Source organism: Microcoleus sp. AT8-A3, assembly GCF_036705675.1.
GTDB lineage: Bacteria > Cyanobacteriota > Cyanobacteriia > Cyanobacteriales > Microcoleaceae > Microcoleus.
Map to the genome: position 1 here is coordinate 82,151 of NZ_JAUBVD010000001.1, position 14,640 is coordinate 96,790.

The window sequence follows — 14,640 nt, forward strand, 5'->3', positions numbered from 1 at the left end:
CTTTTTGGGAGATATTTAATCAGTTCTTCAGTCCTCTTCAGAGGACTTTAGCTTTGAGGCAGGGGTTTCAACCCTTGCCGGACTTTGCCTCATAACGACCGAATCTAACTAACGGCTGATGCCTGAGCTGCCAAAGCATCCCGCACTCGCTGGTTGCTAATTTCACCGTCGCGGGCAACACAAGCACCAGCAATGATATCGTCTTCAAAATTCAAATTGAGTTCCTTATCTTTCAGCATCAACTGAAGTAAAGAGGAGATATTCTTCGAGTAAGTTTCGCTAGCGTGGACAGGCATCGACGAAGGCACATTAATCGGGCCGATGACATTAACGCCGTTCCATTCAACATCTTTTCCCGCTTCCGTGCATTCGCAATTGCCGCCTTGTTCGCCCGCGAGGTCAACAATTACCGATCCGGGCTTCATTTGAGAAACCATTTCTCTAGTAACTAAAATAGGTGCTTTTCTGCCGGGAACTTGAGCGGTTGTAATCACTGCATCGGAAGCGCTGACGTGTTGGGTGAGCACTTGGCGGGTGTATTCTTTAGCCGCTTCTGATAATTCTTTAGCGTAACCTCCGGCGGCGACGGTTTCTTCCTTGAGTTCGACATCAAGGAATTTAGCGCCCAAACTTTGCACTTGTTCTTTTGTTTCCGGGCGGATGTCGAAGGCTTCGACTACCGCACCCAAACGGCGCGCCGTGGCGATCGCCTGCAAGCCAGCAACGCCCACACCCATTACCAATACTTTCGCGGGGCGAATTGTACCCGCCGCCGTTGTCAGCATTGGGAAATATTTCGGCAAAGCGGCGGCTGCGATCAGTACCGCTTTGTAACCGGCGACGTTACCCTGAGATGACAGCGCATCCATGCTTTGAGCGCGGCTGGTGCGCGGGATCATTTCCATGCTGAATGCCGTTACTTTGCGATCGGCTAAACGCTGCACTAAAGCCGGATCTCCCAGAGGATTCAAAAATCCGATGAAAACGCCTCCTTCCCGGAGTTGATGAACTTCTGATTCTTGCAGGGCCCCGATTTTGACGACGATATCGGCTTCGCCCCACAGCCTAGCGGTATCGGCGACAACCTGAGCTCCCGCTTCTTCGTAAGCACGATCCGAGAAAAAGGATTGTGCGCCGGCACCCGCCTCAACCCAAACTTCGACCCCCTGTTTGACTAATCGGGCTACAGCGTCGGGTACTAAAGCCACCCGGCGTTCCCCTGCTGCTATTTCTTTTGCGATCGCTAATTTCATGAACTCTCCTTATTTAAGCCTTCCTAGGACGGTTGAAACCGCGCCTACACAGACAAAACCTGCCTCTGCAGGTTTCTTGAAGTGCGATTTTTAATCGCCCGATGCCTTGCTTTACATTGAAGCAGCCGTTCCCCTAAACTTCTCTCGTTGATACTAAAGCCGATCGCCCAAATTCGACCCGTATCTTTAACTTATCTTATACATTCAAATTCGCTAAATTGTTAAGTTAGCCACAGATTATGATACAATTTTATGTCGCCTAATTCTGTAGTTAGAATGTCAGTTATCAGTATTACGCAAAAAATACGCAAAAAATAATTGACGATCGAGCAATTTGTTCGGAGGTTCCCAGATTCAGCGTTTCGGAGACTTAGGATGGAGGCACAGAAAAGCGTCGGGTTCTAACCAGCCCCCAGATTCATTCTCAAAGCAGACGGGAGTAAATCTAAAATCTAAAATCTAAAATCTAAAATCGGCTCGCCCTCATCAAATTGCTGAGACATTCGATATATTGTAGGCACGATCGCAAATTTCGGGCGATCGATATTAAAGGTTCACCAAGAGTTTAATTAGAGGAGTTGTTATGCGACGATTATTTTCAGCACTAGCGGTTACAGGTTGCTTGGTGGCTGGATTACCCGCCATCAGTTTAGCCCAGTCCATGCCAGGATTCACGATTTTCGGCGGCCCCGAACGCGCCAACCAATTAAACTATCGCTTGGATTACGGTACAGCCGGGATGAGTGGCGATAGATATCGGCTGCGAATTCCTTCCAACAAAGTAAGTTTGGCGATCGCCCAACTCAACATATCCTATCCAGACTACTACAAAGGCGAATTTGACCAAAAAGACATTAAAGTGCGCGTCAGAAACAAAACAATAGAATTGCAAGAAGTAATCTGGGACAAAGAAAATCGATTCATAGAAATTTATCCCACAGAACCAATTGCCGCCGGCAACAATGTTGAGGTTGTACTCTCCAACGTCAGAAACCCATCCCCTGGCGGAATGTACCATTTCAACGTCCGCATCCGCACCCCTGGGGATGTTCCCTTGCTGCGTTACCTCGGTACTTGGCTGTTGAGCATTAATTGAGGGAAGGAATTTCTCGTTAGTCAAGCGATCGCGACATAAAAATTTAACTGTGGCGATCGTTTTCCTGGGTGGAAAAATTTAACTCTACTCAAATCTTGGTTTTCCTCACATCTTGCACCATTCTCGCTTAATAGGCTTTTCGGCCTGTTCCACAAAGAGTGAATTTTCTTGTGGAACAGGCCGGAAAGCCTGTTCATCAAAAGCTTATTGAGAATGGTGCAACATCTCAGTTTTCGGGAGTTGTAAAATAGAACCTCCGGCTCATATCGCAATTCTCAATGATTCGTAATAATGAGTCTAGGGGCAGTCCCCCGATAGTTGCCCTTCGCTAATTAGGGGTAGGCTTAGGGGCGCTACCCCTAAAAAATGTTTACCAATCAAATAGGATTGCTAAGGCCGTACTTGCAGCATGAATCTACTAGCAAAAATCAAAACAATAAAACTGCCTCCAGCGCTGAGATCGAGAAATTATCGCCTGTTTTTTGCAGGACAAGGCCTCTCACTGATTGGCAGTTGGATGACGCAAGTCGCTACTATTTGGCTTGTCTACAATTTGAGCGATTCACCTTGGATGCTCGGCGTGGTCGGATTTACAAGTCAAATCCCCACATTAATTTTACTGCCTTTTGCAGGAGTTTTAATCGATCGCTGGAACCGCCACCGAGTCCTAATTGCCACTCAAATATTAGCAATGGTTCAATCCTTAGCGCTAGCATTTTTAGCGCTAACAGGAGTCGTTAACATTTGGCAGATCCTGGTACTGAGTTTCTTTCAAGGCGCAATTAACGCCTTTGACGCGCCGGCACGGCAAGCTTTTGTACCGGAACTTGTAGAAAAGAAAGAAGATTTAGCAAATGCGATCGCCCTCAACGCTTCCATGTTCAACGGAGCCAGATTAATCGGCCCAGCAATTGCAGGTTTGCTGATAGCTACAGTCGGGGCAAGTTATTGCTTTCTCATTGACGGACTCAGCTACATCGCTGTAATTGCAGGCTTATTAGCGATGCAAATCAAGCCCAGAAAAATTGCCGCAACTAATACCAAACCCTTACAAAGATTAAAAGAAGGATTCGTTTATGCCTTCGGGTTCCCCCCGATTAGAGCAATTTTACTGCTATTAGCATTAGTCAGTTTTGCCGGAATGTCCCACACAGTATTAGTCCCAATTTTTGCCACCAAAATTCTGCAAGGCGACGCACAAACCCTCGGCTTTTTGATGGCATCTTCGGGAGTTGGCGCCTTCGCGGGCGCGATTTATTTGATTTCCCGCAAAAGTATAGTTGGCCTCGGCAAATTGATTGCGATTTCACCGGCAATTATGGGATTTGGGCTGATAGGTTTTGGCTTGTCCCGCATCTTATGGCTCTCATTAATCATGATGTTGTTTGTGGGGTTTGGTTTCATTATCCAATTTGCAGGAGGAAACACATTTTTGCAAACAATTGTAGAAGACGACAAACGCGGAAGAGTGATGAGCATATACACGATGGCATTTTTTGGAGTGACACCCTTTGGGAATTTAGTTGCCGGCGGATTGGCCAATTATATCGGCGCTCCCAATACAGTCATCATTGGAGGAATAATTTGTGTTGTAGGCTCCATAATTTTTACCAAACAGTTGCCAGCTTTAAAAAACTTAGTTCGGCCAATTTATCAAAAAATGGGTTTAATTTCCCAGTAACAATTTACCGTCAAATCACAAAAGCCAACCTTAAACAAAATTCCCAAAGCTAATATCTGACTGTCTCTCTAGCAACCCTCAACAATTTGTAAACTTCTCTCTTCTCTTTCTCTGCGCCCTCTGCGCCCTCTGCGGTTAAAACATCCAAATTAATTACGCAACCAGAGTTCACCATTCTTGTTGGGCTTCAGCTTCAGCTTGAATTAAATTTTGCCGCAGTTGCACCCAATTAATTTGATGAGAGGGCAAATCTTCGATGAGCTTTCCGCGCTGTAAATGCAGAATTCGCGTGCTAAATTGCTCAGCTAATTCTAATTGATGGTTTACCATTACAATAGTGGTTTTGCCGTTTGTTAGCTGTGTCAATACTTGCAAAAGGTGGGCAGCTTTTCCTGCGTCGAGGGCGGATGTTGGCTCATCTAAAAGCAAGACTTTTGGTTGTAGGATGATGCCGCGGGCGATCGCCACGAGCTGTTTTTGGCCTGTAGAAAGCTGGAATTCGGTGCGATTTAGCCATTCTTGGGGTATGTGCAGTTGTTCGATCGCCCCGCTAATTCTCTCAGCAATGTTTGATGAAGTCACGCCCCGCAGCTTTAAAGGATAAGCCAATGCTTCTCGCACCGACATTCCCAAAAGCTTGGATTCTTGTAGGATGAGGGTGATTTGTTTGCGGAGTTCGATCGCAGGTATTTGGCGATATTCTGTATTTTCCAGATAAATCGAGCCACTGGTGGGAGTGCTGAGTCGATTTAGCAGCCGCAACAGCGTTGTTTTCCCCGCACCTGAAGGGCCAACAATTGCCACGCGAGCTCCCTTGTGTACCTGAAAGGATATATTTTCCAACAAATGACTTGAGGCGATCGGTGTTTTTAAACTAACACTGTCAATTCGCAGTTGAGGATTTGTTTCTGTATTATTTTCTGAAGAATTACGCATTGAATTAATTAAAAATATAAAAAACCGGATACCCAGATCCCGACTTCTTTAACAAGTCGGGGATCTAACAGCTAAATTAATCCGTGTATCCGTGTCCGAATCCGTGTCGTGCCATGCTTCCTGCTCAAACTTTTACAGCTTTTTCCAATGGAAAACCCAGCTTTTCGCGCTGTTCCAAATAAAGCTGAGCAACTCGCCGCGCCAAATTGCGAATTTTGGTGATGTAGCGGGTTCTTTCCGTTACCGAAATCACACCTCTAGCGTCGAGCAAATTAAAAGTGTGAGAACATTTTAACACATAATCAAGACTCGGCAAAACCAATCCTTTTTTTGTCAATTGTTCTGCTTCTTGCTCGTACAATCCAAATAGAGTAAACAGCAATTCGGGATTAGAAGCTTCAAAGTTATAAGTACACTGTTCAATTTCTCCTTGCAGGTGAACGTCGCCGTAAGTGATGCCATCTTTCCACTGAATTTTCGTCATGGCATCGACTTCTTGGAGATACATTGCGAGGCGTTCTAGTCCGTAGGTAATTTCAATGGATACGGGGCGACAGTCAATGCTACCGCACTGTTGAAAATAGGTAAATTGGGTGATTTCCATGCCGTCGAGCCAGACTTCCCAGCCCACGCCCCAAGCTCCGAGGGTGGGCGATTCCCAGTTGTCTTCTACGAAACGAATGTCGTGGTCTTCTGGGCTAATTCCTAATGCTCTGAGGGAGTCTAAATAGATGTCTTGGATGTTGGGAGGAGAGGGCTTAATTAAAACTTGATATTGATAGTAATGTTGGAAGCGGTTGGGATTTTCGCCGTAGCGTCCGTCGGTGGGGCGGCGACAGGGTTCGATGTAGGCGACTGACCAAGGTTCGGGGCCAATTGCTCTGAGAAAGGTGTGGGGATTCATGGTTCCTGCACCTTTTTCTGTGTCGTAGGATTGGGCGATCAGGCATCCTCGATCGCTCCAGAATTTGTTTAAGGTGGCAATGACTGATTGAAAGTTCACTGGTTTAAATATGGTTAGCGAGTGTCTCAACTTATTTAAGCATACAAAAGGCAGGGTTTATTTGCATAAACCCTGCCGAAATCAGATTTGGGTGTGAAAAGTTAGGCAGTTTGGATCGAGTTCTAGTTTAGTCTGCAGGAGCCAGGGAAACTAACAGAGTGATGTTGTCAACGCCGATGACATAAACGGTGTCTCCGGGTGTGAGGGTGATTTGGCGATCGCAACGTGCGGGCCACCAGCTACCTTGGAAGCGGACGCGACCTGTTTGATTCGGGTAAATCGATTCATCGACGACAGCTTCTTCGTTGAAGTAGTTAAAATTGGTGTTGATGTAGTTATCCATTATGATATTGTTTTCTGTGCTGTAGGTGTGAAGAGAAAAAATAGAACCGAAAGCTTTTACTACGTTAAACATTTTGTTGACTCCTTTTGTGTTAATATATATCGAAGTTTAATCGCCTATTTGAAGCTCTTTGAAAAGTAGCATTTCCTGGTTGAAATTGATTACCAGGTTGTTCATGCTCTGATTTAGTCTGCGGGAGCGAGGGAAACTAACAGAGTGATGTTGTCAACGCCGATGACATAAACCGTGTCTCCCGGTGTGAGGGTGATTTGGCGATCGCAACGTGCGGGCCACCAGCTACCTTGAAAGCGGACGCGACCTGTTTGATTCGGGTAAATCGATTCATCAACGACTGCTTCTTCGTTGAAATAGTTAAAATTGGTGTTGACGTAATTTTTGATAAGCATATTGTTAGCTGTGCTGTATCCTTGGGTAGAGAAAATCGAGCCGAAAGCTTTTACTACGTTGAACATGATATTTACTCCTGTGGTGTTAAAATATATGGATGTGTAATTGTCTGTTTATGCTATTTGAGAGGCTGCATTTCCTCGGTTAAGATTGATTGATTGCCTTGATATTTCATTGTTCTTGCCTTCCGTGGTTTTATCAGGATAAAAGGCAAATAATTTTTGAAATGTTGAGGGGATTTGAGAAGCGGTTGCGGGGAGTCTAAATCCAGTAATTCCGAGGTATTGAATTAAGGATTTAGTGGTTGAGCAGTTGGTGGGATTTACCTTAAGGGTAGATGTGGTTAGCTACATTAGAGATTGTCTGATTCCGCATTACTGCTGCTGTGAAAATGTTTTATTTTTGGCTTGAATTTTGGGGTTGAGTTTTTTGATTGGGTTGTGACTCACTTGCTTTACACTTACTAATTTGCCAGGAGTCCAATATCTTTGGTGCGATCGCCAGTCCACTTTCCGAGTCTGGTACTGGCACATGACACTGGTTAACCTGCAAACAACGATTTTGCAAGGGTTTCTGCCTAAATATCAGGCTGGTAGCTGTGCCAATTTAGCTAACTGGACTACCGCAAACAGTGAATTATGAACTTACGCCTTCTCGATCGCCCAATCAGGAATATCCATAAATATCTAGTCCGTAACTGACGCACCAAACCTCTAAAAACCCGGTTTCTGACAGCCAGTGCGCCATTAGGGGCCCGTAAGCGGATCAATGATATAAGCAAGTAAACTTGGCAACTCACCCACCCTCCCCATGCGATATTGAGGTGTACCTACCTATTTAGGCATAGACAATAGGCGATCGAGACTGACGCAGATATCAGGAGGCGGTAGGAGTTTTTGATCGATGCAGGTCGATCGCACCCTGTTATCCAATTATTGAACAGGTCGAACTTAAAATCCATTCATAAATTCAGAATCTTAAATTCATAAAAGTCATAATTACAGACAACCTGCTTGATACTGCATAATTCTTACAGGAATTTTGAATAAAGTTTTAGCTAATTGAGACAAACCGAACTTGAATTTAAGCGACTGCGGCAAATCTTGTACGGAAACTTCTGTGAAGCCAAAGCGAGTATAAAATGATGCGAGTCGCTTTCCCAAACATTCTAAATATAGCGGTTCTGTAGCTTGTTGAATTAAATATTTTGTGAGGTAGCTTCCCAAACCTCGATCGCGCCAATCTTTCGCCACCACCAAACTGCCCAATTCTTGCGCGCCCGCAAAGTTCCGCAACTGTCCGCAAGCTGCCAATTTTCCCTCGCATTCGATGACCCAGAATTGCTCCCAGCGCAACTGAGTTGGATCGAGTTTGGCGCCCCAAACTAAGATTCTAATTGACCTCATATCTTGCTCTGAGGCCGGGCGGAGGACGAATCCTGACTGCAACTCCAAAGAATTTTCATTCATTGTGATTTTTGTTGGCTGTCTCGTTTAGTTTGAGTTCTCAACAGCCTTATTATGTATTTAAGTATAAGAGGTGTTACTGGAAATTATACCAGCTAGCCGCTTCAAAATGCGAAAGACTTCGTAAAGTTCGTTTCCTGGACTCCCAATATCGAAAAGTTTAGACACGCCATACTGCGGTGTGCCTTGTTTGGTCACTTTGATAAATCGAAAGCTGCTGCCATTTGTCAGAAGCCCAAATGTTACTTGTTCTGGACTGGGGTCATTCAGCATATAAAATAGTAACTGAGGAAGTCCAGCTTCAACGGAATATTGTGCTCGCTTCGCTTCGATCGCAACTACCCAAAAAGATTCAATTAAAAGCAGAACATCAATACTTCCCCTGACAAGTATACCTTCATCCACGGTGACAAGTTCCACCGATTTTTCTGCTTCTATATGAAAGGGATTCAGGTATAAATCTGCTAAAAATAGCAAGGGAGCAAGTACCACCATTTTTACGGTATCTTCTATCATGGAGTGGTCGGCACTGTTAGTATAGCCAGCCTTTACTTTGTCAAGATATCGCTTTTCTTCATCTGTAATTTCTGGTAAATCGTCCATCCACTCCCGGAAAAATTGCTCGTCTTCACAAAGTTGGAAGTTAAATTTTGTTTTGACATCGTGCAGAGTCAGTGTTTTTGCTTGAATTGATTGTGTCATGGCTTTGCATCTTCAATTGAAATTTATTGTAGCATACTAATTGTCGATCGCCTCCCACAAAACCTCCGCGCCAAACCTTACCGGATCGGTACAAGGCAATCCCGTTTCTGCTTGAACTTCAGCTATTGCTAACAGCGCATCTGCCTCATTTAAGTGATGAGTGTTGAGGGCGATCGCGCTCACTTTTCCCCCTGCAAAAGCACCCGCAGCCGCAGCTACCATTTCGTACAATTCCACCACTTTTGATAACCTGGGAATCGATACGTGCGGGTGATTGCGAATGCTAGTTTGTCCGGCTCTGTGCGCTAAAATTAAGTGAGTTGGCTGCGAACCCCGCAGCAGCGGCAGAGTCGCCGTCGAACCGGGATGCAATAGCGAACCTTGCCCTTCTACGTGCAGAATATCGCATTCAGAACCCAATTTTATCGCCATTTGTTCGACAGCACCAGCGGCGAAATCAACTCGCACTGCATCCAAAGGAAGGCCTTCATTTCCGATCATTAAACCAGTTTGTCCGGTTGCCAAAAATTTGGAACGCAAACCCCGCTGCAAGCAAGTGCGATTGAGTTCCAGACTGGTTGACATTTTGCCAACGCTCATATCTGTGCCGACAGTTAATACGCGGCGACAACTTAATTTAGCCGCAGCAGCAGAGGCGATCGCACCGACAGATTTCGGTTCCTGACGCACGTCCCAAATCCATTGATTTTCGGTTAATGGAACTGTTACCAAAGGTGCAAGTTTCGCGTGCAAACCGTTGACAACGGACAAACCCGCTGCTACCGCTTGATTAATTTCTGGCAGCCATTCTGCCGGCAAAACACCGCCGGAAGGAGCGATACCAATTAGCAGAATATTCGGCGCAAATTGCAGTGCTTCTGCAACGGAAGCAACTATCGGTACTTGTTGAGGAATGCCAGTTAATTCAGGTAAAGATTGTCCGGCACATTGGCTGTCTATTACTGCTACAGTTTGTGCTTCGCTGTAGCGCAAAAATGCTAAACCTGTTTTGCCGGAATGGCCGAGAATTCCCTCGTGCAGCAGGATTGCAACTTTACCATTTTTGATCGAATAATTTTTAGTCATTGGTTCACTTTTGAGACGGGCGATTTTAGATTTTAGCTTCAATCTAAAATCTAAAATCTAAAATCTAAAATCGATTGGGTGTTAGCTGTGATTTGGGTTCATGGTAAGATCATTCGGATCTTCTCCCAATTCTCGCAATCTGGCCTCTAGTCGCGAGGCTCGCTGGCGTTCCTGTTCCGCTTGTTGTTGAGCGGCTTCGGCTTGTTGTTGAGCGGCTTCCTCCGGCAACAAAACTAAATTGCCAGATTCATCGAAAAAACGCACCCAAGTCGCAGTTTCTCGATCGACAATTCCTTCCCATGTGCCCAACCAAAAACCTAACGTTTCGCACCACAGCCAACCCTGTTCGTTGGGTACTAACGGCTGATAGCGCAGGTTGGAATCTAAACGCCATCCTTGCAAAGAATTGGGCTCGAAAGGATCGAAAACAAAGTAATCAGGAGTTCTAAAAACCTGCTCGTAAATATCCTTTTTTTTCCCTGTATCCTGATTTGCCGTTGACGGCGACAGCAGTTCCACAATGACATCCGGGTAACGTCCGTTTTCTTCCCAAACTACCCAGCCTTGTCGAGAAGTATTGCTGTCTACACCCAACACAGCAAAAAAATCCGGGCCTCGGAAATCCTGATTCCGAATCTGTTTAGCGCTGTAATAAATAAACATATTGCCACCGACAAAAAAATCGTTCCGGTTAGCTAAACCTTGTTCTACGGAACGGATTAAAACGGTCATTGCTATACGGTGGCGGTTGCTTTCCATTTCTGCACCATCATCAAAAATTAAATCAGTCGGTGGTTTATGTTCTTCAAAAAAAAGTTTGGCTTCTCTATCAATTCCCTGTCCTATTGATTCTACTGGTATCATACTATCTCCAGATTTATCTTGAGCGATACTTCTATTCTACAATCTTCATTCGCTGCACTCCCAATCCCGATCGCCCGTTTGGCAACAAACACCCATTTTCGACGATCGCACCGGTGAAAGGATCGTCTAATAAATTTAAGTGACTGTCCAAATCCAAATAGTCAGCTAGCGGTGAAAGTTGTGCTGCTGCTGTATTTGCGATCGCGCTATCTGAATAGCAGCCGAACATTACTTGCAAATTGCAGGCTTTGGCTGTGTGAATCATCCGCATTGCTTCAGTCAATCCGCCTGACTTCATCATTTTGATATTGATGCCGTGAACGCAGTGCGCTAGCTTGGGTATATCGGAACTATTAAAGCAACTTTCATCAGCAAAAATTGGCAGGGGCGATTGACGGTACAGTTCTGAGAATTCCTCCATATCTGCGACAGGTGAAAGCGGCTGTTCGACATAATTTATCTGGTATTTTTCCAGCCAACGACACATTTCGATCGCGCTGCTCAAACTCCAACCGCCGTTAGCATCTACACTGATTTTAAGGTTAGCTGGTGCTTCCTCTAGCACTGCTATTAACATAGCTTTGTCGGCTTCGATTCCTGCGGGATTTCCTAATTTAACCTTAACGGCGCGGTATTTGATGCTTGCTGGATCTGTCGCATCTTTACCAAACCAATCGCGCACTCTTTCTCTTGCACTCCTCGGCGAATTAATGCCGATTGTGACGGAGGTGGGGACGATGCGCGATCGATCTAATCCCCACATTTTCCACAGCGGCAAGCCTGCTTTTTTGCCCAGCCAGTCGTGCATTGCCATGTCGATGCCGGCGCGGGCGGCTGAGGGTAAGTTGACCTCTGTTAATACTTGTTCGATTTTTTGGCGATCGAACGGAGTAAACTTTTCTAGCAGCGGTGCAACTTCCTGCAATGCAGCTAGCAGAATTTCGGTAGTTTGGGGCCGAGAACCTGTGGAAAAAGGCGATGCTTCTCCCCAACCTTCGATGCCTTCGTGTGCTAATTTTACCCATAAATTCGTACTTTGGGTTGTTGTACCGCGGCTGATGGTAAGGGCAAACCGCTTGCGGACAGTGAAAGTTTCAATTTGAACGTGCATTGTCAGTGATTGGTAATTTTTTGTAGATAAAAATCCGAGGGGACGGATTGCGCCGCTATTGCCATTTTTTACTTTTTACTTTATAGTTTGATTTTGCTTGTTCTAGTTTATCAAAAATTTGATGAAATTCATTATTTCTGTTTCGCCGAAGAGAGTTGCTTTCTCTCTCAGCATTTGGGTGCTCTTCTTTGCTGTTGCTGGTTGCATCGTACAAGTTCTGCGGTACGGTTTCAACTATCAAGAACGCTGGATTAGTTTGTTTAACTTAGACAGAGAAATAAATTATCCTTCGTGGTACTCGTCATTTACTTTGCTGTTTTGCGCGATTTTGCTAGGTATTATTGCTAGTGCTAAGAAGAAGGAGGGCGATCGGTATTTTGGACACTGGAAAGCGCTGGCGTTCATCTTTGTATTTTTTTCTTTAGATGAAATCTTGAGTTTGCACGAAATATTAATTATTAACGACTTGCGAAAAGCACTGGATTTAGGGGGCATTTTTTACTTCATTTGGGTAATTCCGGGGGCGATTTTTGTTGCGGTTACTGCGCTGGCTTATCTCAAGTTTCTCCGGCACCTACCCCGAAAAACAAGGGATTTATTTTTACTGGCAGGCAGTATATATGTCGGTGGAGCACTTGGCATGGAAATGGTTTGTGGCTATTATGCAGATGCGGTTGGCCAGCGAAACTTGATCTACGGTTTGTTGGCTTCTGTTGAGGAAATTTTGGAAATGGTAGGGGTGATAGTATTTATCTATGCCCTGCTGTCTTACATCGGTTCCTATCTTGAAACTATTGATTTGCGGTTGAAGATAGTGGATAATCCACAGAGGTAAAACTGACTATAAACCAAGATTATTAACGAAATTGAAATCGCAGACTTTATGGCTATATACTTCTACACCACTGCCAGCGAATACGGCTGTTTTTCTAATTTTTCCAGTCATGGATTCGAGTTAGACGGAGAATATTGGCCAACTACCGAGCATTATTTTCAAGCACAAAAGTTTCCCAAAACGGCTCATTGCGACCAAATTCGCCAAGCAAAAACGCCGAAAGATGCCGCAAAAATGGGGCGCGATCGCTCTCGTCCCCTCCGTAAAGATTGGGAAAAAGTAAAAGATGATATCATGCGAAAAGCCGTACTCCGAAAATTTGAAACTCATGCCGAAATTAGAGAAATTTTACTCGCTACAGCGGATGAGGAAATAGTCGAAAATTCCCCAGTTGATTACTATTGGGGTTGCGGTAAAGATGGCAGCGGCAAAAATATGTTGGGCCAGATTTTAATGGAAGTAAGGGAAATATTGCGAAAACGCACGTCAGAGTAAAACAGAACTTAAATTTCCCAAACTAAAGCAGGACTTATTTAATCCTAAGTCCTGCAATGCTCGTCAGCGAGCATTTCCTCAATTTTCTTAAACACTGAACTCATAAATCGGCATGAGCAACTGTCAAAACTTGTGTCAATCTCGTCGGGCTGTTCTAGTAGAGGGTTTAGCCTCTCCTCAGAGACTGCGAAGCAGGGGAAACGGTAAAAACCCTGCACCACTTTTTTTGTTTTAACAACTACTCTCAACCGGAATTAACTTTTTTCGTCGCAAGTACAGCATTGTTAGCCCGTCGCCTCCCGGACACCGTTCCCCTAAAGTTGGCGATTCACAGGTAAAACAGCAAAACACCTGTTCTGGTTAAACTTTGTTTTTTATTGATGCTGTATCTTTACTATTGTGTACGATTTGTGGAAAGTGTCAGCACTCGTTCAGAATTCTTTACATTTGTGATTTATTTGGATACCATCGCGCCACTCTGTCGCAGTTGCTGTTGAATTCTATTAAATTCTTTCTGTTCTGCGCTTAGCAAACTATTGTCGATCGGCGATCGCATATCCCACTGCAATTCGGACAATAACAACAAACAGCCGGCCATAATTATGCCTGTGGTTAGATATTGCCAAGGTGCAACAAAAGTTAATAGAGGGATGCTAAATAAATGAGTTAGTCCAATCAGGAGAAAAGTGCGCGATCGCAAACCGAGTCCCGTCAACAAATAGCCGATCGCGCTCAATCCCAACCACAAATCGCAAAGGTGCAGTAACAAACCTCCCCAACCGGCAAAAATACTGCAATCCGTCAGAACCAAACCAGTTATCATCAAAATCGCCCAAGAGTAAAGAATCCAGCTAACACGCTCGACTCTTACCCAAAACAAAGTCAAAACGGCCATTACCGCAGTGCCAATTAGAGTCAAAGTTGACCACAAAATCGCCTGAAAGCTCCAACTGAGGGGGAAAAACTGAGCCGTAAAAAAAATCCCCCCTGTCACCAAACCCCAAAGCAGAAAAGTTTGGTCGATGCGGGTATAAAATCCTGAGAAAAGAGTAATATTTCCAATTTGCCAGCGGAGTTGCAACAGGCCTTCGATGTCTTGTACGTCGAGATGTTCCTGTTTGCAGCGGATTAGGGGTTCGGAGGCGTTGAAAAAGGTCATCCAGTGTTGGGGAAAGTATGAAGTTTTGTGTATTGTAACAAATCTTAAAGTAGATTTTTTATATTTTTTTTGTTCCCCGGCTCTGCCGGGGGACGCAGATTTGGAGGCTCTGCCTCCCGCGAGTCTAAGACTTGCGAGGCTCTTCAAGAGTGATATCGGTTCCCCGGCAGAGCCTGAGAACCACTTAATCTGCTGATTAATG

Annotated in this window: 15 protein-coding genes; 4 read left to right on the forward strand and 11 right to left on the reverse strand. The window is 44.8% G+C overall.

Annotated elements, in window-relative coordinates:
* Positions 1 to 104: 104 nt before the first annotated feature.
* On the reverse strand, positions 105 to 1,253 hold the full coding sequence (locus QUB51_RS00360) for a Re/Si-specific NAD(P)(+) transhydrogenase subunit alpha (protein ID WP_333051643.1): 1,149 nt from the start codon (positions 1,251 to 1,253) through the stop codon (positions 105 to 107).
* Positions 1,254 to 1,836: 583 nt separating this feature from the next.
* On the opposite strand from QUB51_RS00360, the gene QUB51_RS00365 reads away from it, so the two are divergent.
* Positions 1,837 to 2,349 carry a DUF2808 domain-containing protein gene (locus tag QUB51_RS00365; RefSeq protein WP_333051640.1) on the forward strand — a complete coding sequence of 171 codons (513 nt, stop codon included), beginning with the start codon at positions 1,837 to 1,839 and terminating at the stop codon, positions 2,347 to 2,349.
* A 409-nt stretch (positions 2,350 to 2,758) separates the two neighbouring features.
* Positions 2,759 to 4,030, forward strand: a complete 1,272-nt coding sequence (locus QUB51_RS00370; protein ID WP_333051638.1) for an MFS transporter — start codon at positions 2,759 to 2,761, stop codon at positions 4,028 to 4,030.
* Between the two features lie 168 nt (positions 4,031 to 4,198).
* On the opposite strand, the gene QUB51_RS00375 is transcribed toward QUB51_RS00370, so the two are convergent.
* The 9 genes from QUB51_RS00375 to QUB51_RS00415 form a co-directional block, all read right to left on the reverse strand.
* Positions 4,199 to 4,966 (reverse strand): ATP-binding cassette domain-containing protein, encoded by a 768-nt coding sequence (locus QUB51_RS00375; protein WP_333051635.1) that lies wholly within the window; start codon positions 4,964 to 4,966, stop codon positions 4,199 to 4,201.
* Positions 4,967 to 5,090: 124 nt separating this feature from the next.
* Positions 5,091 to 5,969 carry a glycine--tRNA ligase subunit alpha gene (glyQ, locus tag QUB51_RS00380; RefSeq protein WP_190660228.1) on the reverse strand — a complete coding sequence of 293 codons (879 nt, stop codon included), beginning with the start codon at positions 5,967 to 5,969 and terminating at the stop codon, positions 5,091 to 5,093.
* Positions 5,970 to 6,096: 127 nt separating this feature from the next.
* The gene (locus tag QUB51_RS00385) at positions 6,097 to 6,384 is read right to left on the reverse strand and encodes an NfeD family protein (protein WP_333261190.1); all 288 of its coding nucleotides are present in this window, start codon (positions 6,382 to 6,384) and stop codon (positions 6,097 to 6,099) included.
* 113 nt (positions 6,385 to 6,497) lie between these two features.
* Positions 6,498 to 6,785: an NfeD family protein gene (locus QUB51_RS00390; protein WP_333101688.1), complete on the reverse strand. Its 288-nt coding sequence runs from the start codon at positions 6,783 to 6,785 to the stop codon at positions 6,498 to 6,500.
* Between the two features lie 933 nt (positions 6,786 to 7,718).
* On the reverse strand, positions 7,719 to 8,189 hold the full coding sequence (locus QUB51_RS00395) for a GNAT family N-acetyltransferase (RefSeq protein ID WP_333051627.1): 471 nt from the start codon (positions 8,187 to 8,189) through the stop codon (positions 7,719 to 7,721).
* Positions 8,190 to 8,246: 57 nt separating this feature from the next.
* A complete protein-coding gene (locus QUB51_RS00400) occupies positions 8,247 to 8,888 on the reverse strand; it encodes a type I restriction endonuclease (protein ID WP_333209910.1) in 642 nt (213 codons plus the stop codon).
* 36 nt (positions 8,889 to 8,924) lie between these two features.
* Positions 8,925 to 9,974 (reverse strand): DUF1611 domain-containing protein, encoded by a 1,050-nt coding sequence (locus QUB51_RS00405; protein ID WP_333051623.1) that lies wholly within the window; start codon positions 9,972 to 9,974, stop codon positions 8,925 to 8,927.
* An 81-nt stretch (positions 9,975 to 10,055) separates the two neighbouring features.
* Complete coding sequence (locus QUB51_RS00410) at positions 10,056 to 10,838, reverse strand: Uma2 family endonuclease (protein WP_333261187.1); 783 nt, start codon at positions 10,836 to 10,838, stop codon at positions 10,056 to 10,058.
* Between the two features lie 31 nt (positions 10,839 to 10,869).
* Positions 10,870 to 11,949, reverse strand: coding sequence for a dipeptide epimerase (locus QUB51_RS00415; RefSeq protein ID WP_333261184.1), 1,080 nt, complete (start codon positions 11,947 to 11,949; stop codon positions 10,870 to 10,872).
* Positions 11,950 to 12,070: 121 nt separating this feature from the next.
* Between QUB51_RS00415 and QUB51_RS00420 the strand changes: the two genes are divergently transcribed.
* Both QUB51_RS00420 and QUB51_RS00425 read left to right on the forward strand, forming a co-directional pair.
* The gene (locus QUB51_RS00420; RefSeq protein WP_333051615.1) at positions 12,071 to 12,784 is read left to right on the forward strand and encodes a hypothetical protein; all 714 of its coding nucleotides are present in this window, start codon (positions 12,071 to 12,073) and stop codon (positions 12,782 to 12,784) included.
* A gap of 48 nt (positions 12,785 to 12,832) precedes the next feature.
* The gene (locus tag QUB51_RS00425) at positions 12,833 to 13,279 is read left to right on the forward strand and encodes an NADAR family protein (RefSeq protein ID WP_333209916.1); all 447 of its coding nucleotides are present in this window, start codon (positions 12,833 to 12,835) and stop codon (positions 13,277 to 13,279) included.
* A 454-nt stretch (positions 13,280 to 13,733) separates the two neighbouring features.
* On the opposite strand, the gene QUB51_RS00430 is transcribed toward QUB51_RS00425, so the two are convergent.
* The gene (locus tag QUB51_RS00430) at positions 13,734 to 14,438 is read right to left on the reverse strand and encodes a hypothetical protein (RefSeq protein ID WP_333051610.1); all 705 of its coding nucleotides are present in this window, start codon (positions 14,436 to 14,438) and stop codon (positions 13,734 to 13,736) included.
* Positions 14,439 to 14,640: the final 202 nt, after the last annotated feature.

Excerpts from the sequence above, each read along its gene's own strand:
- QUB51_RS00360 (WP_333051643.1), bottom strand. The coding sequence starts at position 1,253 with ATGAAATTAGCGATCGCAAAAGAAATAGCAGCAGGGGAACGCCGGGTG.
- QUB51_RS00365 (WP_333051640.1), top strand. The coding sequence starts at position 1,837 with ATGCGACGATTATTTTCAGCACTAGCGGTTACAGGTTGCTTGGTGGCT.
- QUB51_RS00370 (WP_333051638.1), top strand. The coding sequence starts at position 2,759 with ATGAATCTACTAGCAAAAATCAAAACAATAAAACTGCCTCCAGCGCTG.
- QUB51_RS00375 (WP_333051635.1), bottom strand. The coding sequence starts at position 4,966 with ATGCGTAATTCTTCAGAAAATAATACAGAAACAAATCCTCAACTGCGA.
- QUB51_RS00385 (WP_333261190.1), bottom strand. The coding sequence starts at position 6,384 with ATGTTTAACGTAGTAAAAGCTTTCGGTTCTATTTTTTCTCTTCACACC.
- QUB51_RS00390 (WP_333101688.1), bottom strand. The coding sequence starts at position 6,785 with ATGTTCAACGTAGTAAAAGCTTTCGGCTCGATTTTCTCTACCCAAGGA.
- QUB51_RS00395 (WP_333051627.1), bottom strand. The coding sequence starts at position 8,189 with ATGAATGAAAATTCTTTGGAGTTGCAGTCAGGATTCGTCCTCCGCCCG.
- QUB51_RS00400 (WP_333209910.1), bottom strand. The coding sequence starts at position 8,888 with ATGACACAATCAATTCAAGCAAAAACACTGACTCTGCACGATGTCAAA.
- QUB51_RS00405 (WP_333051623.1), bottom strand. The coding sequence starts at position 9,974 with ATGACTAAAAATTATTCGATCAAAAATGGTAAAGTTGCAATCCTGCTG.
- QUB51_RS00410 (WP_333261187.1), bottom strand. The coding sequence starts at position 10,838 with ATGATACCAGTAGAATCAATAGGACAGGGAATTGATAGAGAAGCCAAA.
- QUB51_RS00415 (WP_333261184.1), bottom strand. The coding sequence starts at position 11,949 with ATGCACGTTCAAATTGAAACTTTCACTGTCCGCAAGCGGTTTGCCCTT.
- QUB51_RS00420 (WP_333051615.1), top strand. The coding sequence starts at position 12,071 with ATGAAATTCATTATTTCTGTTTCGCCGAAGAGAGTTGCTTTCTCTCTC.
- QUB51_RS00425 (WP_333209916.1), top strand. The coding sequence starts at position 12,833 with ATGGCTATATACTTCTACACCACTGCCAGCGAATACGGCTGTTTTTCT.
- QUB51_RS00430 (WP_333051610.1), bottom strand. The coding sequence starts at position 14,438 with ATGACCTTTTTCAACGCCTCCGAACCCCTAATCCGCTGCAAACAGGAA.